The organism is Rhodococcus sp. PvP016, assembly GCF_017832185.1.
Classification (GTDB): domain Bacteria; phylum Actinomycetota; class Actinomycetes; order Mycobacteriales; family Mycobacteriaceae; genus Rhodococcoides.
Genome location: NZ_JAFIBH010000001.1, coordinates 4,123,915 through 4,146,333 on the forward strand (window position 1 = coordinate 4,123,915; position 22,419 = coordinate 4,146,333).

General features: G+C 69.4%; 21 protein-coding genes and 1 tRNA gene. 12 read left to right on the plus strand and 10 right to left on the minus strand.

Translation table 11 applies throughout. The annotated features are described in order from the left end of the window. The first annotated feature begins 313 nt into the window (after positions 1-313). From JOE30_RS19290 to JOE30_RS19305, 4 genes are all read left to right on the plus strand, one after another. On the plus strand, positions 314-997 hold the full coding sequence (locus tag JOE30_RS19290) for a hypothetical protein (protein WP_204868611.1): 684 nt from the start codon (positions 314-316) through the stop codon (positions 995-997). A 12-nt stretch (positions 998-1,009) separates the two neighbouring features. Beyond that, a tRNA-Leu gene (locus JOE30_RS19295) sits at positions 1,010-1,094 on the plus strand. A 70-nt stretch (positions 1,095-1,164) separates the two neighbouring features. Continuing rightward, positions 1,165-1,578 carry a transcriptional regulator gene (locus tag JOE30_RS19300; protein ID WP_204868612.1) on the plus strand — a complete coding sequence of 138 codons (414 nt, stop codon included), beginning with the start codon at positions 1,165-1,167 and terminating at the stop codon, positions 1,576-1,578. A 59-nt stretch (positions 1,579-1,637) separates the two neighbouring features. Then, positions 1,638-1,940: a DUF3817 domain-containing protein gene (locus tag JOE30_RS19305; protein WP_371831728.1), complete on the plus strand. Its 303-nt coding sequence runs from the start codon at positions 1,638-1,640 to the stop codon at positions 1,938-1,940. A gap of 1 nt (position 1,941) precedes the next feature. Here JOE30_RS19305 and rdgB read toward each other — a convergent pair whose 3' ends face one another. From rdgB to clpS, 7 genes are all read right to left on the minus strand, one after another. Then, complete coding sequence (rdgB, locus tag JOE30_RS19310; protein ID WP_204868614.1) at positions 1,942-2,553, minus strand: RdgB/HAM1 family non-canonical purine NTP pyrophosphatase; 612 nt, start codon at positions 2,551-2,553, stop codon at positions 1,942-1,944. Further along, positions 2,546-3,298, minus strand: coding sequence for a ribonuclease PH (gene rph, locus JOE30_RS19315; RefSeq protein ID WP_027505493.1), 753 nt, complete (start codon positions 3,296-3,298; stop codon positions 2,546-2,548). Before rph ends, rdgB begins: the two co-directional genes overlap by 8 nt. Before the next feature lie 26 nt (positions 3,299-3,324). Then, the gene (locus JOE30_RS19320; RefSeq protein WP_204868615.1) at positions 3,325-4,083 is read right to left on the minus strand and encodes a cyclic nucleotide-degrading phosphodiesterase; all 759 of its coding nucleotides are present in this window, start codon (positions 4,081-4,083) and stop codon (positions 3,325-3,327) included. Positions 4,084-4,174: 91 nt separating this feature from the next. Further along, the gene (locus tag JOE30_RS19325) at positions 4,175-4,819 is read right to left on the minus strand and encodes a rhomboid family intramembrane serine protease (protein WP_204868616.1); all 645 of its coding nucleotides are present in this window, start codon (positions 4,817-4,819) and stop codon (positions 4,175-4,177) included. Between the two features lie 67 nt (positions 4,820-4,886). Further along, the gene (locus JOE30_RS19330) at positions 4,887-5,945 is read right to left on the minus strand and encodes a P1 family peptidase (protein WP_204868617.1); all 1,059 of its coding nucleotides are present in this window, start codon (positions 5,943-5,945) and stop codon (positions 4,887-4,889) included. After that, positions 5,945-6,529 carry a DUF2017 domain-containing protein gene (locus JOE30_RS19335; RefSeq protein ID WP_204868618.1) on the minus strand — a complete coding sequence of 195 codons (585 nt, stop codon included), beginning with the start codon at positions 6,527-6,529 and terminating at the stop codon, positions 5,945-5,947. The genes JOE30_RS19330 and JOE30_RS19335 overlap by 1 nt, the downstream gene beginning before the upstream one ends. A gap of 42 nt (positions 6,530-6,571) precedes the next feature. Beyond that, entirely contained in the window at positions 6,572-6,883 is a 312-nt protein-coding gene (gene clpS, locus JOE30_RS19340) for an ATP-dependent Clp protease adapter ClpS (protein WP_027505488.1), read from the minus strand. Positions 6,884-6,943: 60 nt separating this feature from the next. On the opposite strand from clpS, the gene JOE30_RS19345 reads away from it, so the two are divergent. Genes JOE30_RS19345 through JOE30_RS19355 form a run of 3 tightly spaced genes read left to right on the plus strand, consistent with a single transcriptional unit; the run spans position 6,944 to position 10,884 of the window. Beyond that, positions 6,944-8,233, plus strand: coding sequence for a nicotinate phosphoribosyltransferase (locus tag JOE30_RS19345; RefSeq protein WP_307806248.1), 1,290 nt, complete (start codon positions 6,944-6,946; stop codon positions 8,231-8,233). Positions 8,234-8,235: 2 nt separating this feature from the next. Then, positions 8,236-8,790, plus strand: coding sequence for an isochorismatase family protein (locus tag JOE30_RS19350; RefSeq protein ID WP_204868620.1), 555 nt, complete (start codon positions 8,236-8,238; stop codon positions 8,788-8,790). 42 nt (positions 8,791-8,832) lie between these two features. Next, complete coding sequence (locus tag JOE30_RS19355) at positions 8,833-10,884, plus strand: ATP-dependent DNA helicase (protein ID WP_307806249.1); 2,052 nt, start codon at positions 8,833-8,835, stop codon at positions 10,882-10,884. Between the two features lie 28 nt (positions 10,885-10,912). Here the strand turns inward: JOE30_RS19355 and glgP are convergent, their stop codons facing one another. Then, positions 10,913-13,492, minus strand: coding sequence for an alpha-glucan family phosphorylase (gene glgP, locus JOE30_RS19360; RefSeq protein ID WP_204868621.1), 2,580 nt, complete (start codon positions 13,490-13,492; stop codon positions 10,913-10,915). Between the two features lie 238 nt (positions 13,493-13,730). Between glgP and JOE30_RS19365 the strand changes: the two genes are divergently transcribed. The 3 genes from JOE30_RS19365 to JOE30_RS19375 are packed head-to-tail and all read left to right on the plus strand — an operon-like array spanning position 13,731 to position 19,410. Next, positions 13,731-15,737 carry a maltotransferase domain-containing protein gene (locus JOE30_RS19365; protein WP_204868622.1) on the plus strand — a complete coding sequence of 669 codons (2,007 nt, stop codon included), beginning with the start codon at positions 13,731-13,733 and terminating at the stop codon, positions 15,735-15,737. After that, positions 15,734-17,950: a 1,4-alpha-glucan branching protein GlgB gene (gene glgB / locus JOE30_RS19370; protein ID WP_204868623.1), complete on the plus strand. Its 2,217-nt coding sequence runs from the start codon at positions 15,734-15,736 to the stop codon at positions 17,948-17,950. The genes JOE30_RS19365 and glgB overlap by 4 nt, the downstream gene beginning before the upstream one ends. Continuing rightward, positions 17,947-19,410 carry a metallopeptidase gene (locus tag JOE30_RS19375; RefSeq protein WP_275581305.1) on the plus strand — a complete coding sequence of 488 codons (1,464 nt, stop codon included), beginning with the start codon at positions 17,947-17,949 and terminating at the stop codon, positions 19,408-19,410. The genes glgB and JOE30_RS19375 overlap by 4 nt, the downstream gene beginning before the upstream one ends. On the opposite strand, the gene JOE30_RS19380 is transcribed toward JOE30_RS19375, so the two are convergent. Beyond that, positions 19,407-20,288: a tetratricopeptide repeat protein gene (locus JOE30_RS19380; protein WP_204870569.1), complete on the minus strand. Its 882-nt coding sequence runs from the start codon at positions 20,286-20,288 to the stop codon at positions 19,407-19,409. The two genes, JOE30_RS19375 and JOE30_RS19380, sit on opposite strands and share 4 nt — an antisense overlap. 69 nt (positions 20,289-20,357) lie before the next feature. Next, positions 20,358-20,750, minus strand: coding sequence for a DUF3817 domain-containing protein (locus tag JOE30_RS19385; protein WP_204868624.1), 393 nt, complete (start codon positions 20,748-20,750; stop codon positions 20,358-20,360). Between the two features lie 150 nt (positions 20,751-20,900). Between JOE30_RS19385 and mce the strand changes: the two genes are divergently transcribed. Together mce and JOE30_RS19395 are read left to right on the plus strand one after the other, a co-directional pair. Then, on the plus strand, positions 20,901-21,377 hold the full coding sequence (gene mce / locus JOE30_RS19390) for a methylmalonyl-CoA epimerase (protein ID WP_204868625.1): 477 nt from the start codon (positions 20,901-20,903) through the stop codon (positions 21,375-21,377). Between the two features lie 70 nt (positions 21,378-21,447). Continuing rightward, positions 21,448-22,416, plus strand: coding sequence for a hypothetical protein (locus JOE30_RS19395; protein ID WP_239532422.1), 969 nt, complete (start codon positions 21,448-21,450; stop codon positions 22,414-22,416). Positions 22,417-22,419: the final 3 nt, after the last annotated feature.

The window sequence follows — 22,419 nt, forward strand, 5'->3', positions numbered from 1 at the left end:
CGTCATCGACGGACCACTCGCATCTCGTGGGTTCAAGAATGACACGGAATCATGAGGAATTCCTCACGTTCTGTTTGACGTCCTAGTGCTACCCGCGGGTACGTCGTGACCGTGGCCAGAAACGGCGGCTCATCTGACCCGAAAGTAGGGTCGATCGCTGCAGACCAGGGCGGTTTCTGCGGGCGCGGAACCTGAGGTATCCCTCGTGTTCATCGTTACCAATTCGTTATACGAGCAGACGGGCGGTTCCTGTCGGACCGTCCGCCTACCTTCCTGATCGCACACGTCGTGCACCGAGACCGGGGGGACTCACATGACCGACACCATCGCAGCGCTCGTCGACCGTTCGACGCGGACTGCCGCCGCTACCGCCGTCGACGCGGTGATTCCACGAGAGACCTGGCCGTTCTGGTTTCCGGGGTGGGAAGGGGACATCGAGGCCGCTCTCCTCGACGCCGTGTTCTCGTCGAGAGCGACGTACGGCGGTCCCACCACGGGTGTACGACGGGTGGTCGCCGCGTGGCGGCGCTCGCGCGGCGGCGCGGTGGACGACCTCCGCGCGCTCACCACGCTCGATGCCGATGCCGTGGACAACCGGCAGCGGGTTCCGGGGAATCACTCGACCAAGGCCGACGCCGCGCGGGCCGTCGCCGCCGCACTGCTCGCAGTCGGGGTGACCAGGGCGACGGACGTGGACGGGTCCGAGACGCAACACGACGCGTTCGTCTCCGTCACAGGTGTCGGCGAGCTGTCATGGGAGTGCTTTCTCGGCGCCCTCGGCGTCGCGTCACCGCTGAGCGACGCCGGGGTCGACGACTTCCTACGCGTGACACTCGCCGTGACTGTCGACGGAGTCGAGGACCGGAACGCCGTCCTGGACGCGGTCGCACGTGACCTCGACACCGACCGCGCGACGCTGCGGCACGCGGTGTGGCGCTACCAGCGTGCACTCGTCCGCAGGCCGCGGACCCGCGAGGTGCCGGCCGAGGTCGTCTAGACTCACCTGCACGCGCGAGTGGCGGAATGGCAGACGCGCCACACTTAGGATGTGGTGTCCGACGGACGTGGGGGTTCAAGTCCCCCCTCGCGCACCAGCAGGTGAGTCCCACCACGACCCCTACGACGCGGTGTCGTTGATCGTGCGCGGTCCGGTACCGTCGTGGTGTGGATCAGAGCCGGGACACCACCTCCAGGACGCGCCGACCAGCACTCATCGTGCTGGTCATCGTCGCTGCCTGCGGATGCCTGGCGCTCGGGTACTGGCAGTGGGAACGATTCGAATCGTCGTCCGGCACGGGTCAGAATCTCGGCTACGCCTTCCAGTGGCCCCTCTTCGCCGCCTTCGTCGTGTTCGCCTACCGACGGTTCGTCCAACTCGAGGACACCGTGGACGAACCGGTGGAGTCCACGGTGATCACCGAGATCCCCACCGATCTCCTCCCGCAGCGCCCGACCGCTCGGGCGACCCGCGTGTCCGACGACACTGCCGACGACGAGGAGACTCGTCAACTGCGGGAGTACAACAGCTATCTCGCGGAGTTGGACGCCGGCCGCGAGAACGACAGGAGCACTTCGTGAGCACCGCAGAACCTCGTCCCGCCGCTCGAACAACCGGGGGTCGGCCGACCGATCGGCGGATCGAGCCCGCGCTTCTGCGCTATCGCGTTCTCGCCTACGCCACGGGCGTCTGGCTGCTGGTGCTGACCGCGGAAATGGTGGCCAAGTACATCTTCGGCGTCGAGAACCTGCCCGGGTGGATCGCGATCGTGCACGGCTGGGTCTACTTCGCGTACCTGATCGTCACGCTCGACCTCGCCGTGAAGGTGCGCTGGCCCGTCGGCCGCACCATCGGCACGCTCCTCGCCGGCACCGTGCCGTTCCTGTCGTTCGTCATCGAGCATCGCCGAACCCAGCAGGTGAAGCGGGACTTCGCCGTCTGACCTACTGCGTGAGCGCGGTGATCTCCGGGAGCAACCGACGCAGCGCGACGCCGCGATGGGACGACGCGTCCTTCTCCGCAGGCGTCATCTCGGCGGCGGACTGCCCGGCACCGTCCGGAACGAAGATCGGGTCGTAACCGAATCCACCGCTTCCGGCACGGGTTCTCGACACACTCCCCCGCCACTCGCCGCGGACCACGTGCTCACGTCCGTCCGGCAGCACCAGCGCGCAAGCAGAGACGAAGGCAGCACCGCGCCGCTCGTCCGGCACGTCGGCCAGTTGCGCCAGCACCAGCGCGGTGTTCGCCTCGTCCTGGCCGTGCTGTCCCGACCATCGCGCCGAGAGCACTCCGGGCATACCGTTCAGTGCGTCGATCGCGATCCCCGAATCGTCTGCCACACAGGGCATTCCGGTCGCGGCAGCACCGTCCCGAGCCTTGATCAGAGCGTTCTCCTCGAAGGTCGCCCCGGTCTCGGGGGTCTCCGGATACTCGGCGACCTCGTCGAGCCCCACCAGTTCCACGCCGCCGACCTGCGCGGCATCGAGTACGCGCCGCAGTTCGGCGAGCTTCTTCGTGTTGCGGCTCGCGACGAGGAGCCGTACGTCAGGCACCGGGCAGCTCACCGGGGTAGGGGGCCGCGAGAGCCTCCTTCTGGATCGCGAAGATGCGCTCGCAGCCGGCGAGGGCGTTGTCGAGCATGGCGTCGAGGGTGGACCGCGGGAACGTCGCGCCCTCGCCGGTTCCCTGGATCTCGACGAGTGTTCCGGTGTCGGTGGCCACGACGTTCATGTCCACCTCGGCGCGCGAGTCCTCCTCGTACGGCAGGTCCAACCGGACGCGGCCGTCCACCACGCCGACCGACACAGCCGCGATGGCGCAGGAGATGGGCTGCGGATCGGCGAGTTTGCCGTGGGCAGCGAGGTAGGTGACGGCGTCGGACAGTGCCACGAAGGCACCCGTGATCGCCGCGGTACGCGTCCCACCGTCGGCCTGCAGCACGTCGCAGTCGAGGGCGATGGTGTTCTCACCGAGAGCGGCGAGATCGATGCAGGCCCGCAAGGAGCGCCCGATGAGTCGGCTGATCTCGGACGTGCGTCCGCTGACCTTGCCCTTCACCGATTCGCGGCTGTTGCGGGTGTGCGTCGCGCCGGGAAGCATGGCGTACTCGGCGGTGAGCCAGCCGAGCCCGGATCCCTTGCGCCACCGCGGCACCCCCTCCTCCACGCTGGCGGTGCACATCACCCGGGTGTTGCCGAATTCGACCAGCACCGATCCTGCCGGGTGCGAGGTGAAACCGCGGGTGATGGTGATGGTGCGGAGTTCGTCGTCTGCTCTGCCGTCTTCACGTGTGGACACGCCTGCCACCCTAGTCGGGTCAGCGGTCAGACCTCGACGACGTAGCCGGGCGAGACGGCGTGCACCGGACCACCGAACTCGGCCTTCGCCTCCGCGACGACGTCCTCGCGTGACGTCCACGGCGGGATGTGGGTGAGCAGTAGTTCCGAGACCTCGGCCATGGCCGCCAACCGGCCGGCCTCGGTGCCCGAGAGGTGTACGCCCTGAGGGCGATCCGCGGCGTGGGTCCACGACGCCTCGGCCAGGAGCACGTCGGCACCGGTCGACAGTTCGACCACCGCGTCGCACATTCCGGTGTCCCCGGTGTAGGCCAGGACGGTTCCACTCTCGGTGGTGATGCGCATGCCGTAGGACTCCGGCGGGTGGTACACCCGTCGCGGCTCGATGGTCAGCGCACCGAACGTCACCACGGAACCGTCTCGGAGGTAGCGCAGATCGAGGGTGTCCGACATGTCGTCGATCCGGCCACCGCTCTCCGCGGACGCCACGCCCAGACGGAACGCCATGTCCGACGGCCCGAGGACCACGGCCCGGCCTTCCACCGCAGTGGGGCCGTACCGGCGCCAGACCAGCAGTCCGGGGACGTCGAGGCAGTGATCGGCATGCAGGTGCGACAGCAGCACGTGGACGTCGGCGGGATTCACGTACTTCTGCAGGGCTCCGAGAACACCGGGGCCGAAGTCCATGACGAGCGGAGCGGTGTCGGGCGCCTCGACGAGATATCCCGATGCCGGCGAGTCCGGACCCGAGACACTGCCCGAACAACCCAGAACCGTGAGACGCATGGGTGTCATGCTGCCACGCGCGACGAGAGGTCCGAGAGAGTTCGGCGACACACCGTGTCGTGAGATGTCCGAAGGGTCCGCACGGCTCCTGTCACCGGTGCAGTGTGGGCGACGGCGGGAGCGTACGCGCGGCGCGTTCCCGGCGTGCGGCACCGGCGAACATCCAGGCCGCCAGCACTCCCGCGAGTGCGCCGAAGAGGTGGCCCTGCCACGACACGTCCTCCTGCGTCGGGAGCACCCCCCACAACGCGCTGCCGTAGACGAGCAGCACCAGGACTCCGACGAGCAACTGCCCGAGATCGCGGGCGAACACGCCGCGCACGATGAGGTACGACAGCCACCCGAACACGATGATCGAGGCACCGACGTGCAGGGACGCGGTCTCGCCCGTCAGCCAGGTGCCCAGCCCACCCACGATCCACACCACCGCGGTGACGGCCAGACCGCGCGCGATGCCCGAGAGCATCAGCACGAACCCCAGCACCAGCAGCGGAACGGTGTTGGCGAACAGGTGGTCCCACCCGTGGTGGAGCAGGGGGGCGAACGCGACGCCCTGCAGGCCGTCGACCGATCGGGGGCCGATGCCGTGCCGATCGAGGGCGAGACCGGACGCCACGTCCACCGCCTCGATGACGTAGAGCACGGCGACGAAGCCACCGATCACCATGGCGGCGCTCGCCCAGCGCGAGCGTCGCGGCTGCGTGGCCGGCTGCGCGCCGGAGGTTCCGAGGGTCATGGCGTCCCCGATCATGAGGCGAGAGGTGATGTCCGGTTTCGACGATACTCGAGAGGGCGGGTCGGGCTCACGCGCCGGAACTCGGGAACACGTCCCGGTAAGCAGGAACCCCGGCCACTGCCGTCGCGGCGAGGATCGCCCGCGCGATGGCACGCTCGACCACCGGGGCGACCGCCGCGCACACTCCGTCGAGCACGGCCAGATCGGGCATCATCATCGGCATGTCCACCTCGGCGGGGCGGGCGGCCGCCCGTCCCGTCGCGATGGCGAAGATGGTGTCGCCGTCCAGCGGCGAATGGGCCGGCCGGATAGCGCGTGCGAGCCCGTCGTGTGCGGCGACGGCCACCCGCCGGCACTCCGACTCGGTGAGCCGCGCGTCCGTGGCGACGACGCCGATGGTCGTGTTCAGCGAGGTGTCCTTCGGCGCGAGCTGGGCGGCCGCCCGCACGTCGTCCGCACTCGGGGTTCGCAGGCCCACCTCCGGGACGGACGCCGCACTCCACAGGACACCCGTCTCGGGATCGAAGACCGATCCGACGGGATTGACCACCATCAACGCGCTGACCACCAGCCCCGCCGCTGCGCCCGTCTCGATCCGCATCGACGCGCTGCCGACGCCACCTTTGAGGAGTCCGGCGCGCGCACCCGTCCCCGCGCCGACGCATCCGAGCGCGAAGTCGGCCGACGCGGCGGCCGCGGCTGCTCGTCCGAACTCCGCGTCCGGTCGCACGGACCAGTCCCCCATCGGCAGATCGAAGATCACGGCGCCCGGCACGATCGGGACGACACGGTCGTCTCGGCCCATCCGCACGCCGCGCCGATGCTTCTCGAGATGGCGCATGACCCCGTCCGCCGCCGCGAGACCGTAGGCGGAACCGCCTGTCAGCAGCACCGCGTCGATCTGCTGCACGGCGTGGGACGGATCCAGCAGGTCGGTCTCGCGGGTGCCCGGTCCGCCGCCACGGACGTCGACGGCCGCGGTGACCGGCGCGTCCGTCATGACGACGGTGCAGCCGGTCGCGCGCCCGATGCCGTCGTGGTGCTCGTCGGACGGCGTGACCTCGGAGTCCAGCACGTGGTGGTGTCCGACGGTCAGTCCCGCGACGTCCGACAGCAGGTCGCGCATCACGGCATGAGTACCTGGACCAGCGAGTCCTGCATCCAGGTGAGCCAGTGGTAGACGTCCAGGTGCGGTGCTCGCGGATCGTCCTCCTCCAGTTGGTCGGGCGTGTCCGCGTCGATGCCGAGGGTGGTGCCGAGGGCCAGCCGGACGTCGTTCAGCCCGGTCAGCCAGGAGTCGGCCTGCTCACGGGTGAGAACGATCTTGCCGCCGCCGTTCGGCAGCGTCGACAGGATGGTCGCACCGGCGGCGCGCTTGATGTCGATGATGTCCGGCTCGTACAGGCTGCGGAGGGCGCCGTTGAGGTCGGCCTGCTCGGCGAGCGCGTCGGACTCGGCCGTGTCGGCGCCTTCGGGCCGGTGGAAGTCGGGAAGCAACCGCGCGAGCGTGGGGTCGTCGGGAGCGGAGGTGTTGCCGGACCGCATGCCGGTGAGCTCGGCCAGGTCGTCGGTCGGTGCCTCGGCGCCCCGTCGCTCCAGCAGCCCCACCACCGACTCGACGAGCGACCGCAACACGGCCACCTCGCGGCCGTCCATCTCCGACTTGAACTTGACGCCGCCCAGCGCGTTCTTCCGGGTCCACATGCGCACGACGACGGTCCTTCCAGAGTGGGTGAGACGAGTGTTCGAGAGTCAGACGTCGTGCTGCATGGTGGCCCACAGGCCCGCCGCGTGCAGCTTCTGCACGTCGATCTCCATCTTGTCGCGGGGCCCGCTCGAGACGACCGCCTTGCCTTCCGAGTGCACCTGCATCATCAGCTCCGTCGCCTTGTCCTTGCTGTAGCCGAACAGCTTCTGGAAGACGTAGGTGACGTAGTGCATCAGGTTGACCGGGTCGTCCCAGACGATGGTGACCCAGGGGGTGTCCGTCGCGGTGTCCTCGGACACCTCCACGGCCTCGTCGGGCGTGGCCTGCGGAAGTGTCGCGGTGAGATCCGAAGCCATGGCGCCCAGGATACGGCGTACATCGGTCGCCCCGTGACACGGTGACCGCTCTAGGGTGCAGTGGTGACCTCCACTGCGCTGTTCACCGATCAGTACGAGCTGACCATGCTGTCGGCCGCCCTCCGCGACGGTTCGGCGCATCGCGCCTGCACCTTCGAGGTGTTCGCCCGGCGGCTTCCCGACGGGCGGCGCTACGGCGTCGTCGCGGGCACGGGCCGCTTCCTCGATGCTCTCCGCGACTTCCGCTTCGGCGAGGACGAACTCGCGTCGTTGTCGTTCCTCGAGGCGGACACCCTCGACTGGCTCCGGAACTACCGGTTCGGCGGTGACATCGACGGTTACCGCGAGGGCGAACTGTTCTTCCCCGGCTCCCCCATCCTGTCCGTGCGCGGCACCTTCGCCGAGTGCGTGATCCTCGAGACGCTCGCACTGTCGATCTACAACCACGACAGCGCCATCGCTGCCGCGGCCACCCGCATGGTCTCCGCGTCCGACGGCCGGCCGCTCATCGAGATGGGATCCCGGCGCGCCCACGAGGAAGCGGCGGTGGCCTCGTCCCGCGTCGCGTACATCTGCGGTTTCGCGGCCACGTCCAACCTCGAAGCGGTCCGCCGCCACGGCATTCCGGGCGCCGGAACCAGTGCGCACGCCTTCACGCTGCTGCACACGGGCGTCGACGGACCGGACGAGGCCGCGGCGTTCCGCTCGCAGATCGCCGCCCTCGGTGTGGGCACCACGCTGTTGGTGGACACCTACGACATCACCGCCGGCGTCGCGACGGCCATCGAGGTGGCCGGGCCCGAGCTCGGCGGCGTGCGCATCGACTCGGGCGACCTCGGTGTCCTGGCGCGGCAGGTCCGTCGGCAGCTCGACGATCTCGGTGCCACGCGCACCCGCATCGTCGTCTCGGGCGATCTGGACGAGTACGCCATCGCCTCGCTGCGGGCCGAGCCCGTGGACACCTACGGCGTCGGCACGTCCGTCGTCACGGGATCGGGCGCACCGACCGCCGGCATGGTCTACAAGCTGGTCGAGGTCGACGGCATCCCCGTGGCCAAGCGCAGTTCGCACAAGGAGTCACGCGGCGGACGCAAGCGCGCCGTCCGCCTGGCTCGCAGCACGGGCACCGTCGTCGAGGAACTGGTGACGAAGGCCGGCGCGCCGTTGCCCGCGACCGATCCGTACACCGTGCGGGAGCTGTCCGTACCCATGGTGCGCGGCGGCGAGATCGTGCACACCGCCACGGTCGAGGACGCACGCACGCTGGTCGCGGAGGGTCTTCGATCACTACCCTGGGAGGGACTCGGTCTGTCCCAGGGAGATCCGGCCGTGCCGACGGTATTCTCCTGACCGTGGCCACCGCACTCGTCGTCGTCGACGTCCAGAACGATTTCTGTGAGGGCGGCTCGCTGGCCGTCGAGGGCGGGGCGCGAGTCGCCGCCGCCGTCACCACGCTCGTCGCCGGCGCGAGCTACGACGCCGTCGTCGCGACACGTGATCACCACATCGACCCCGGCGCCCACTTCTCCGAGACCCCGGACTACGTCGACAGCTGGCCGCGGCACTGCGTCGTCGGCACACCCGGCTGCGACTTCCACCCCGATCTCGACCTCACCCCGATCGAGGCAGTCTTCTCGAAGGGCGAGTACGACGCGGCCTACTCCGGCTTCGAGGGTGCCGACGAGTCCGGCACAGGCCTCGCGGAGTGGCTCCGCGCTCGGAACATCGACGCCGTCCACGTCGTCGGTCTGGCCACCGATCACTGCGTCCGCGCCACGGCCCGCGACGCCGCGCGCGCCGGCTTCGACACGACGGTGCTGCTGGACTACTGCGCCGCGGTGAGCCCCACGACGGTGCCGGCAGTACTCGCCGAACTCGCCGACGAGGGTGTACACGCCGACCGCTGACCGAGAGCCCGACGCGTCGGCACCCCGGCGTAACCTCGCACGGTGCCGCCGAAGTCGAAGTCCGAGTTGCCCACCGTTCCGAGTCTGCTCAGCACCGCGGTGACGGCGCTCGGCGGCACCGAGCGCACGGCCCAGCTCACCATGGCCTCGGCCGTCGCGCACAGCATCGACACCGGTGAGCATCTCGCGGTGCAGGCGGGCACCGGCACCGGCAAGTCGCTCGCCTATCTGGTTCCGTCGCTGCGGCACGCCGTGACGTCGGGGAAGACCGTCGTCGTCTCCACCGCGACCATCGCGCTGCAGCGTCAGCTGGTCGACCGCGACCTGCCGCGTCTGTCGAAGGCTCTCACCACGGCCCTCGCGCACGAACCGAGATTCGCGATCCTCAAGGGCCGCGGCAACTACCTGTGCCTGAACAAGTTGCACGGCGCACCGTCCGACGCTCCCGAGGAGGAGCTGTTCGACGCCTTCGCCGTGTCGCGGCTCGGCCGCGAGGTCAAGCGCATCACCGAATGGTCCTCGGACACCGAGACAGGTGACCGTGACGAGCTGAACCCGGGCGTGTCCGATCAGGCCTGGCGGCAGATGAGCGTGACCTCCCGCGAGTGTCTCGGGAAGTCGCGCTGCCCCTACGGCGAGGACTGCTTCGCCGAGCTCGCCCGGGTTGACGCGGCGCGCGCCGACGTCGTGGTCACCAATCACGCGATGCTCGCCATCGACGCCATCACCGGCATCTCGGTGCTGCCCGAACACGACGTCGTCGTGGTGGACGAGGCGCACGAGCTCGTGGACCGGGTGACGTCCGCGGCGACGGCAGAGATGTCCGCGACCGCCGTCGGCGCTGCCATGCGTCGCTGCGGGAAACTCGTGGAGGACGAGATCCTCGACCGATTGGCCGGTGCTGCAGAGGGTTTCGCCGCGTTGCTCGACGAACTCGAGGGCGGACGCTGGGAGGAGTTGCCTCCCGGCGCGTCCCAGACGATCGCGAGCATCCGCGACGCCGCGTGGGCCGTGCGCACGGCCATCGGACCGGCCAAGCAGGGCGGCGCCGCTGCCGACCCCGACGCGGCGGCCGCGCGGACCGCGGCTCTCGCCGCCATCGACGACGTGCACGACACCGCGGTGCGCATCCTCGAGACGTACGAGGAGAGCGATCCCGCGAAGCGGCGGGACGTGGTGTGGTTGGCCGTCGACGAGTTCCGCGGCGTCGTGAAGCGGGTGGTCCGGGTGGCACCGCTGTCCGTCGGCGGACTGCTCCGGACCCGGCTGTTCGCGGAGTCGACCGTGGTCCTCACCTCCGCGACGCTCACCGTGGGTGGCTCGTTCGACGGTCTCGCCGTCAACTGGGGTCTGCCGGCCGCCAATCCCACCCGCGTCGACGCGGCCCTCGCGACCGGCACCGAGGCACCGTCAGACGCCGACACGTTCCGGTGGAACTCGCTCGACGTGGGGTCGCCGTTCGACCACGGCAGGGCCGGCATCCTCTACATCGCCAAGCACCTCACCGCACCGGGGCGCGACGGCACGTCGCCGAGTCAACTCGACGAGATCGCGGGGCTCGTGCGCGCCGCGGGTGGCCGCACTCTGGGCCTGTTCTCGTCGATGCGGGCGGCCAAGGCCGCGGCGGCCGAGATGCGCGAACGGCTGGACACCCCCGTGTTGTGCCAGGGCGACGACGCCACCGGCGCTCTGGTCGAGCGCTTCGCACAGGACGAGGCCACGTCCCTGTTCGGCACGCTCTCCCTGTGGCAGGGCGTCGACGTCCCCGGTCGGTCACTGACCCTCGTGATCGTCGACCGCATCCCGTTCCCGCGACCCGACGATCCGCTGCTGGTGGCGCGGCAGCGCGCCGTCGAGTCGCGCGGAGGCAACGGGTTCCTCGCCGTCGCTGCGAACCACGCGGCCCTGCTGCTGGCCCAGGGTGTCGGTCGACTGCTCCGCAGCGTCGACGACAAGGGCGTCGTCGCCGTGCTCGATTCCCGCCTGGCCACGGCGCGGTACGGCGAATACCTCCGGGCGTCGCTCCCACCGTTCTGGGAGACGACCGACCCGGAGATCGTGCGCAAGGCGCTCACGCGCCTCACGGCCACCTAGACCTGCTGATACCTGGACCCGCAGGGACCTACATCGGGGACGGGCCCGCGACTCGACCGAGCTCGGCGTCTCCTGCGAGCAGCGGATGGTGCGGCAGGACCCGCACCGTGTACCCGACCGACCCGGAGAGCGGCAGCGTCGTGTCGGCGAGGAACCGCTCGCCGCCCGCGGCGGATCCCTGGTGCAGCATCGGGACCGTCACGACGTCGCCGAGCTGCTCGTCCTGATCGACGTGGCCGAACACGGCCTGTACGGACACGTCCGACGGGCCGAGTCCGCCGAGTCCCACCGTCGCGGACAGGGTGAGTGTCGAACCCAGCACCGGGGTGTCCGGCAGTCCGTCCGCCTCGACGTCGGTCACCGTGACCGCGGGCCACGCCGCATCGACGCGGCGCCGATAGTCGGCCATGGCCTTCGCACCGGCGTAGTCGTCGGAGATCGAGGCCGCACCCGCCCGGGTGGCGGGACCGTAGTACTGCTGCGTGTAGTCGCGAACCATCCTCGACGCCAACACCTTCGGGCCCGTGACCGTGAGGGTGTGCCGCACCATCTCGACCCAGCGCGCCGGCAACCCGTCGTCGCCCCGGTCGTAGAACTTGGGGAGCACCGACTTCTCGAGCAACTCGTACAGCGCCGCGGCCTCGAGATCGTCGCGGCGGTTCTCGTCGACGACGCCGTCGGCGGTGGGGATGGCCCAGCCGTTCTCCCCGTCGTACATCTCGTCCCACCATCCGTCCCGGATGGAGAGGTTCAGCCCGCCGTTGAGAGCGGACTTCATGCCCGAGGTGCCGCACGCCTCGAGCGGCCGCAACGGGTTGTTGAGCCAGACGTCGCATCCCCAGTAGAGGTAGCGGGCCATCGACATGTCGTAGTCGGGCAGGAAGACGATGCGGTGCCGCACGTCGTGCTGATCGGCGAATCGCACGATCTGCTGGATCAGGGCCTTGCCACCGTCGTCCGCGGGGTGTGACTTGCCGGCCACCACCAGCTGTACCGGGCGTACCGGATCGAGCAGCATGGCGCGCAGGCGCTCCGGTTGCCGCAGCATCAACGTCAGTCGCTTGTAGGTGGGGACACGGCGCGCGAATCCGACCGTGAGCACCGACGGGTCGAACACCTCGTCCGTCCACGCGAGTTCGGCGTCGGTGGAGCCGCGCTCGAGGGCCGAGTTGCGCACGCGGCGGCGCACTTCCGCGACCAGATCGGACCGCAGCGCGGAACGCGTCTCCCACAGGTCCGACGCGGAGACCTCGGCCAGCTGCTCCCAGCCCTGCGCCTCCTCCATCGTGCGGGTTCCCACCGTGCGCGCCGCGAGGTCGAGCCACCGCTGCGACGCCCACGTCGGTGCGTGCACGCCGTTGGTGACGGAGCCGATGGGGACGTCGGAGGCGTCGAATCCCGGCCACAGTTCATCGAACATGCCGCGGCTGACGATGCCGTGGAGCTTGGAGACGCCGTTCGCGCGCTGCGCCGACCGCAGCCCCATGTGGGCCATGTTGAACACCGCGGGGTCGCTCTCGCGGCCGAGTTCGAGGATGCGCTCCATCTCGATGCCGGGAAGCAACGACGACTCCGCCGTGCCGTCGCCGAAGTAGAGGCGCACCAGATCCGCGGGGAAGCGGTCGATGCCGGCGGGCACGGGAGTGTGCGTCGTGAAGACGGTGGACGCGCGCACCGCGGCGAGCGCGGAATCGAAGTCCAGCCCGCCCGCGTGCAGTTCACGGATGCGCTCGAGACCGAGGAAGCCGGCGTGGCCCTCGTTCATGTGGAAGACGCTGGGCGCGGGAAGCGAGTGGTACTCGGTGTAGGCGCGCACGGCGCGGACGCCGCCGACCCCGGCCAGGATCTCCTGCTTCACCCGGTGGTCCTGATCGCCGCCGTAGAGGCGATCGGTCACGCCGCGCAGCTCGGGATCGTTGTCCGCGATGTCGGAGTCCAGCAGCAGCAGCGGGATGCGTCCGACCTGGGCGATCCAGATGCGCGCGCGCAGGACGCGGTCGCCCGGCATCGCGACGTGGACGAGCACCGGGGAATCGGACTCGTCGGTGAGCAGTCGCAGCGGCAGACCCTGCGGGTCGAGGGACGGATACCGCTCGGCCTGCCAGCCGTCGGCCGTCAGCGACTGGCGGAAGTACCCGGAGCGGTACAGCAGGCCCACGCCGATGAGGGGCAACCCCAGATCGGACGCCGCCTTGAGGTGATCGCCGGCGAGGATGCCGAGACCGCCGGAGTAGTTGGGCAGCACCTCGGAGACGCCGAACTCCATCGAGAAGTACGCGATGCCCACCGGCAGGTCCGCGCCGGAGTCGACCTGCTGCTGGAACCATCGGGGTTGCGCCAGGTAGAGGTGCAGATCGGCGACGAGGTCGTCCACCCGCTGCACGAACGCGTCGTCGTTCGCCAGGTCCTCGAGGCGGGACGACCGCACCTCGCCGAGGATGCGCACCGGATCGCGGTCACCACTGACCCACAGGTCCGGATCGATGCTCTCGAACAACTCCAGGGTGGGCGGATGCCACGACCATCGCAGGTTGACGGACAGTTCGGCGAGTCCGGAGAGTCGGGCCGGGAGCTGCGCGCGGACGGTGAATCTGCGGAGTGCTTTCACGATTCCGAAGACTACTGCGGGCGACCCCCGCGCACCGTCGTTCCGCGTTTGCCGAAGAGCCGTTCGGGTACTTCTCCCGGTGGCGTCCGAGACTGCCGCGTGCCTCGTCCGCAGGTCGCGTAGGTGCTCTCGGTCGGTTTCGAGAAAGACCGGGGCATCTCGTCTACGGTTGACTTCGAGCTCAGCCCGACAACCCGACATCGACAGAACTGCGACAACCAGCAGAAAAGGGGCTTCGGTGACAGGCCGTATCGGCATCGACGACGTACTACCCAACACATCGTCCGGTAGGTATCCCGCCAAGGCCGTTGTGGGAGAGACATTCCCGATCACGGCCGCGGTGTGGCGCGAGGGGCACGACGCCGTCAACGCGACGTTGGCGGTCCGCGGGCCCGGCCAGGGCAAGTCGGTCCACATCCCGATGGTTCCCGGCGAGCAGCCGGACATCTTCCACGGTGTGTTCACTCCCGACGCCGAAGGCTTCTGGATCGCCCGCATCGAGGGCTGGGGTGATCCGATCGCCACCTGGATGCATGCGGTCGAGGCGAAACTCGGCGTGGGCCAGGGGCCGGCCGAACTGGCCAACGATCTCGAGACCGGCGCACGCTTGTTCGAACGCGCCGCCAAGAACGTCGGTCGCTCGGAGAAGCCACTGCTCGAGAACGTCGTGACGGCGCTGCGGAGCGACGCACCGCTGCCGTCGCGCGTCGCACCGGCGTTCACGCCCGAGGTGCGCGAGATCCTGCACGAGACGCCGCTGCGCGAACTGGTCACGCGCGGCGAGGCGATCAACGTCTGGGTCGACCGCCGCGAGGCACTCGTCGGCTCGTGGTACGAGCTCTTCCCCCGCTCCACGGGGGGCTGGAACGAGGACGGCACTCCTCGCCACGGCACGTTCGAGACGACGATCGGTGCGCTCCCCCGCGTGGCGGCCATGGGCTTCGACGTCGTCTACTTCCCGCCGATCCATCCGATCGGCAAGGTGAATCGCAAGGGCCGCAACAACACTTTGACACCGGGACCCACCGACGTGGGCTCGCCGTGGGCCATCGGCTCGTCCGAGGGTGGCCACGACGCGGTGCATCCCGAGCTGGGAACGGTCAAGGAGTTCCGCGCACTCGTCACGGCCGCACGCAAGCTCGGCCTCGAGATCGCTCTGGACCTCGCTCTGCAGTGCGCACCGGACCACCCCTGGGCCGCCGCACATCCCGACTGGTTCACCGTGCTCCCCGACGGCACCATCGCCTACGCGGAGAACCCGCCCAAGAAGTACCAGGACATCTACCCGGTCAACTTCGACAACGACCGCAAGGGCATCTACGCGGAGGTGCTGCGCGTCGTCAAGTTCTGGATCAGCCAGGGAGTCAAGATCTTCCGGGTCGACAACCCGCACACCAAGCCACCGGACTTCTGGGAGTGGCTCATCGCCGAGGTCAAGAAGACGAACCCCGACGTTCTCTTCCTCGCCGAGGCGTTCACGCGTCCCGCGCGGCTCTACGGTCTCGCGCGACGCGGTTTCACGCAGTCGTACACGTACTTCACGTGGCGCACGGCCAAGTGGGAGCTCACGGAGTTCGGACAGGAGATCGCCGCCAAGGCCGACCTGGGTCGCCCCAACCTGTTCGTCAACACGCCGGACATCCTCCACGAGAGCCTGCAGAAGGGCGGCCCGGGCATGTTCGCGCTACGTGCCGCTCTCGCCGCCACACTGTCCCCCACGTGGGGCGTGTACTCCGGATACGAGCTGTACGAACATGTTCCGGTGCGCGAGGGCAGCGAGGAGTACCTCGACACGGAGAAGTTCGAGCTGCGCCCCCGCGACTTCGAGGGCGCACGGGCTCGTGGCGAATCGCTCGAGCCGTGGTTGACCACGCTCAACGCCGTCCGCAAGGCGCACCCGGCGTTGCAGCAGTTGCGCAACATCCATTTCCACCACGTCGACAACGACGCGATCATCGCCTACTCGAAGTTCGACGCGGTGACCGGTGACGCGGTGCTGGTCGTGATCAACCTGAACCCGTTCGGCGCCGAGGAAGGCACCGTCTGGCTCGACATGCCGCAGATCGGCCGCGACTGGCAGGAGCACCTGACGGTCACCGACGAGGTGAGCGGTCAGCAGTTCCAGTGGGGCCAGGCCAACTACGTCAAGCTCGAGCCGTGGCGATCGGTCGCCCACATCCTGGCGCTGCCGCCCGTCCCGTTCCCCGCCCGCACCGAACTCGCCTTCCGGAAGGAGACCTCATGACGGAACGCACCACCCCCGGCGCGAGCACGGACACCCTCGCCGCTCCCGGTGACCACGACCTCTCGCTGCTCGCCCGCGGGCAGCATCACGACCCCCACTCCGTCCTCGGCGCGCACCCCGTGCCGGGCGGCACCGCCATCCGAGCGCTGCGTCCCAACGCCCTCAGCGTCACCGCGGTCATCGGCGGGAAGGACCACGAGCTCACCCACGTCGCCCACGGTGTCTTCTCGATCCTGGTGCCGATGGAGGACCTCGCGGACTACCGACTCCGCGTCGAGTACCCGGGCGGTCACCAGGTGACCGTCGCCGACGGCTACCGCTTCCTACCGACCCTCGGCGAGCTCGATCTCCATCTCTTCGGAGAGGGGCGCCACGAACGACTGTGGGACATTCTCGGAGCGCATCTGCAGAGCTACACCACGCCCGACGGGCCGGTGAACGGCACCTCGTTCGCGGTGTGGGCGCCGGGCGCCGTCGGCGTCACCGTCGTCGGTGAGTTCGACGGCTGGGGCGGGCAGACCTGGCCGATGCGCGTACTCGGCACCACCGGTGTGTGGGAGCTGTTCGTGCCCGACATCGGCGCCGGCACGCTCTACAAGTTTCGGGTGCACGGCAAGGACGGCTCGGTCAAGGACAAGGCCGACCCGATGGCCTTCGCCACCGAGGTCCCGCCGTCGACGGCGTCGGTCGTGAACCAGTCGTCGTACGAGTGGTCGGACAGTGACTGGATCACCGCCCGCGCCGAGCTGGAACCGCACCGGGCGCCGATGAGCGTGTACGAGGTGCATCTCGCCTCCTGGCGTCCCGGCCTGAACTATCGCGAACTGGCGGAACAGCTCTCGGCTCACGTCCGCGAGACCGGCTTCACCCACGTCGAGCTGTTGCCCGTCGCCGAACACCCCTTCGGTGGATCGTGGGGGTACCAGGTCACCTCGTACTACGCACCGACGTCGCGCTTCGGCTCCCCCGACGACTTCCGCGCCTTCGTCGACCTGCTGCACCGCGACGGCATCGGCGTCATCGTCGACTGGGTCCCGGCGCACTTCCCCAAGGACGAGTGGGCCCTCGCGCGATTCGACGGCTCCCCGCTCTACGAGCACGGCGACCCGCAGCGCGGCGAGCAGTTGGACTGGGGCACCTACGTCTTCGACTTCGGCCGCACCGAGGTGCGCAACTTCCTCGTCGCCAACGCGCTGTACTGGATCGAGGAGTTCCACATCGACGGGCTCCGCGTCGACGCGGTCGCGTCGATGCTCTACCTGGACTACTCGCGCCCCGAGGGCGGGTGGAGCCCCAACATCTACGGCGGTCGCGAGAATCTCGAGGCCGTGGCGTTCCTGCAGGAGATGAACGCGACCGTGCACAAGCTGCACCGCGGCGTCGTCACCGTGGCCGAGGAGTCGACGTCGTGGCCCGGCGTCACCCGCCCCACCAGCGTGGGCGGCCTCGGCTTCTCCATGAAATGGAACATGGGCTGGATGCACGACACGCTCGGGTACATCGGGCGCGACCCGATCCACCGCGCGTACCACCACCACGAGGTCACGTTCTCCCTGGTCTACGCCTGGAGTGAGAACTTCGTGCTGCCCATCAGCCACGACGAGGTCGTGCACGGGAAGGGCACGCTCTGGTCCCGCATGCCGGGTGACGACTGGGCGAAGGCCGCGGGTCTGCGCGGCATGCTCGCCTACATGTGGGCGCATCCCGGCAAGCAGCTGCTGTTCATGGGCCAGGAGTTCGGCCAGACGGCCGAGTGGTCCGACGAGCGCGGTCTCGACTGGTGGGAGATCGGCGAGGAGGGAAGCGGCTCGCTGCACCGCGGTGTGCAGCAACTGGTCGGCGACCTCAACCGCACCTACGTCGCGGGTCCGGAGTTCTGGACGCAGGACGGCTCGCCCAGCGGCTTCTCGTGGATCGACGCCAACGACACCGCGAACAACGTGCTGAGCTTCCTGCGCTTCGGCGACGACGGCTCCGTCACTGCCTGCCTGTTCAACTTCTCCGGTTCCCCGCACGGCGATTATCGTGTTGGATTACCCGAGCCGGGCCGGTGGGTCGAGATCCTCAACACCGACGCGGAGGTCTACGGCGGTTCGGGTGTGGGCAACCTCGGTGAGGTCACCGCGACCGAGCACTCGTGGCACGGTCGTCCGGCATCCGCCCGGGTCGCCCTTCCGCCCTACGGAGCGATCTGGCTCAGACTGGAGAGATGATGCGCGGGGCTCGCGTCCGGTTCGGCTGGTCCGCGAGCCTCCTCGCACTCGCCGTCACCACTGCGCTCACCTCGTGTGGCGCGGTGGTGACGGGCTCCCCCGTCTCCATCTACGACGATCCCTTCACCGTCGCCGGCCTCCCCGTCACGGACGGCCCGTCCGGCCCCAGACCCGGTGTCTCCCATGCCCAGCTCGACGTCGACGGCGCCGCCGGAACCGATGTCGACCTGCTCGCGACGGACGCCGTGGACGACATCCAGAAGTTCTGGCGCACCACGTACTCGACGCTGTTCCGCGGGTCCTTCCAGCCCGTCCGATCCCTGGTGTCCTGGGACGCCACCGCCGACGCCGGCGAGGGTCCGCTCTTCTGCCGTGAACCGACGGACGGCCTCGCCAACGCCGGATACTGCTCGCTCGACGACAGCATCGGCTGGGACCGCGGGCTGCTCATGCCGGCCATGATCGACGCGTTCGGACCCATGTCGGTGGTCATGGTGCTCGCCCACGAGTACGGCCACGCGGTGCAGACGCAGTCCGGCCTCGTCGGAGACGACGACCCGACCATCGTGGCCGAGCAACAGGCCGACTGCTTCGCGGGCGCCTTCATGCGCCATGTCGCCGAGGGTGACTCCACTCACTTCACGCTGAACACCTCGGACGGATTGAACGACGTTCTCGCGGCCACCGTGGCCGTCCGCGACGTCGACCCCGGTGACCCCGACTCGGTGCACGGCTCCGCGTTCGAACGGGTCACCGCCGCCCAGATCGGCTTCACCGACGGCGCCGGCGCCTGCACGCGCATCGACGAGAAGGAGGTCGAGTCACGGCGCTCGACCCTTCCCCAACAGTTCGACAGCCCCCTCGACACCGGCGAGCTCCCCGTCACGCAGGACTCGCTCGAGCAGTTCGCCGCGACGTTCGAACAGGTGATGCCCACCGCGGATCCCCCGACGATCGACTACTCCGGCGCCGACACCGGGTGCGCGGACGCGATCACCACCGAGCCGGTCTCCTACTGCCCCTCCACCAACACGATCGGCATCTCGGTGGACGCGCTGGCCGACCGCGGACGTCCCACCGAGGTGAGCGAGGACGACATCGTGCCGCTCGACGTCACCGGTGACTACGGCGCCTACGTCCTCTTCGTGTCCCGGTACGTGCTGGCCGTGCAGAACGAGGCCGGCCAAGGCCTGACAGACGCCCGTGCCGCGCTCCGGTCGGCGTGCCTGTCGGGAGTGGTCACCGCAGCACTGAGCCCCTCCGACACGGCGGCGGCGCAGAGGTCGACGGTGACACTGTCACCGGGCGATCTCGACGAGGCGGTGTCGGGGCTGTTGTCGGACGGGCTCGCCGCCAGCGACGTGGACGGTCGCACGGTCCCCAGCGGCTTCGCGCGCGTCGACGCGTTCCGCTGGGGCGTGTTGGGCGGCCGTGAGGCGTGCGACGGCCGCTACTCCTAGTAGAGAGCGGAGGCCAGCTTGCGTCGAGCGGTCACCACCAGCGGATCTGCCGGGTCGAAGAGCTCGAACAACTCCAGCAGCCGGGCGCGAGCGCGGGCGCGGTCGTCGTCGCGCGTGCGCCGGACCAGCTCCACGACGCGAGCGAATGCGTCCTCGGTCCGCTGCTGATACAGCAACGCGTCGGCCGCCTGGAGACCGAGATCGACGTCGTCCGGCTCCGCGTCGGCCTGCTCGACGATGTCGTCCGGCAACCCCTGGACGCGTGCCAGGAATCGAACCTGACGCACGCCGTTCAGTGCCTGCTTGTTGGCCGGCTCGGCGTCGACGATCTCCTGGAAGGCCGCCTCGGCACCCGCGAGGTCGCCCTCGGCGAGCGCTGCCTCGGCTGCGTCGAAGCGCGGGTCCTCGGGCTCGGGGGCCGGTTCGTCGGCGTTCGGGACACCGGTCAGCTTGCCCTCGACGGCGCGGGCGATCGCCGCCAACCACTCGCGCAGGCTCTCCTCGGGCTGCAGGCCCTGCAGATCCGCGAGGGGCTGGCCCGCCGCGACGGCGACCAGCGTGGGAACGGCCTGCACGCCGAAGGCCTGCGCGATGCGCGGGTTGACGTCGACGTCGACGTTGGCCAACACCCAGGCGCCGTCGCCGTCGACCGCGAGGGCCTCGAGGGTCTGCGTCAGCTGCAATGACTGCGGGGAGCGCGGCGACAGCAGATTGACGATCACGGGGACCTGGTTCGAACGCGTCAACACCTCGGCCTCGAAGTCCACCTCCGTCACGGTGACGGAGACCGCGAGACCGTTGGCGGCGGTGGGAGACGGCGGCGCGGACGCAGCCTGCGCCTTGGCCTTGAGCGCCGAGAGGTCGACCGCGCCGGACATGGCGGCGGCTGCCGCGGCCGACGGACGTACTGGTGGGCGAGATCCGGGTCGAGTCACGACGCTATTTTGTCACTCCGCCGCGGCCCGCGCTGATGCGGCTCCGGCCGATGGAACCAGTCGTCCCGTCCTCGACGCCCACACCTCGAAGACGATGGTGCCGAAGGGCGGGATGCTCGCGAGGAGCGCGAGCACCGTGACGCCCTTGTTCCACCGCAGCGCGAGGGCAGTCAGCACGGTGATCACGAGGTACAAGACGAAGACCGCGCCGTGCAGCATGCCCGGGATCCGGACACCACTGTCGATGTTGGGGTCGGGAACGTACTTGACGGCCATACCGATGAGCAGCGCGACCCAGGTGACGGCTTCCGCCACCGCCACGACGCGAAACCACCGCACGATCGGCGGCTGCGAGACGGTGGTGGACGCGGCGGGTGCGGTGCTGGACAGCTGGTTGTCGGCCATGTGGCCATTCTGCCGCAGTCGGTGAACGGTCCTCGACCATCGGCGGCGTCGCCTTGGCCACACAGAGTTGTCGGTCGTCCAGAGATGCCGACGATTGATTGTGACCCACACCACGTCCGAACTGCCGGGAAAAAGGTCTAACGTCAAAGTATGACGACCACCGACGAGCACACGACGGCGACCGCGGACGCGGTGACGGCAGGCCTCGTGACGGCCATCGACCACGTGGGGATCGCAGTGGCCGACCTCGACGTCGCCCTCGAGTTCTACCGGGACCACTTCGGAATGACGGTGACCCACCGCGAGGTCAACGAGAGCCAGGGAGTCGTCGAGGCGATGATCGCCGTTCCCGGTGCCGCCGACGGCGCCGCGCAGATCCAGCTCCTCGCTCCCCTCGACGAGACGTCGACCATCGCCAAGTTCCTCGACCGGAACGGTCCCGGCCTGCAGCAACTCGCCTTCCGCGTCCGCGACGTCGAGGAGACCGCGGCATTCCTCCGCGAGCGTGGTGCCCGGTTGCTGTACGACGCTCCCCGCCGCGGTACTGCCGATTCCCGGATCAATTTCGTGCACCCCAAGGACGCCGGCGGCGTCCTCGTCGAGCTGGTCGAGCCCGCCGCGAGCTGACCCCTCTCGCGAACCCGTCGTGATCAGCACCCGGCGGCCGAAACGGGGCGCGTGACGGTAGGTTGTCCGCATGGCACCAGAGAACGTCAGCGGTAGCAGCTCCCTGCCCTTCAGCGTGGTCCGCAAGGGTTACGACAAGGACGAGGTCCAGCGGTACTTCGAGCGGTTCGATGCCGAGCTCCGCGTCATCGCGACCGATCGAGACGCGGCGGCCGCGCAGGCCCGCGATCTCGCGGTCCAGCTCGAGGACGCCCGCGACGAGATCGACGATCTCCGCAAGGACATCGATCGGCTGTCGGTCCCCCCGACCACCGCCGAGGGCATGAGCGATCGCATCTCTCGCATGCTGCGACTCGCCTCGGACGAGGCGTCCGAGGTGCGCGCCAAAGCCGAGGCCGACGCGGCCGAACTCGTGTCCGTGGCCGAGCAGGACGCCACCCGCATGCGCGGCGAGTACGAGGGGCTGGTCGCCGAGCTGAAGGACCGACGGTCCGCACTCGAGACCGAGCACGAGCAGACCATGGCCGAGGCACGCACGGCCGCCGCCCGCATCGTCGAGGAGGCGCAGGCCGAGCGTGACCGCCTCGCCGCCGAGGCCGAGAAGAAGCGCGCCGCGGTGCAGGAGGACTTCGAGATCACGATGGCCGATCGCCGTACCAAGGTGATGAACGCCGTCGACGAGCTCGAAGCCGACTCCAAGTCCGAGGCGGATCGTCGGCTCGCCGATGCCACCGCCGAGGCCAAGCGTCGCCTCCAGGCCGCCACCGAGCAGTCGGAGCGCCGCATCGCTCACGCCAAGGAGCTCGCCGAGGAACTGCGCGTCCTGCGCGGCCGGGTGCTCGCTCAGCTGCTCGGCATCCGCGGCCAACTCGATTCCGTGCCGGCCATGCTCGCCTCGGTCAACCGGGAGAGCGAACTGCTCGACGCACCGTTGGCGCCGGACGATCTCGAGATCGACGAGTCACTCCTCGACGAGGCACCGGCGGAGGTTTCGACCGAACGCTCCTCGAACGGCCAGTCGAGCTCGACTCAGTCCTGAGAG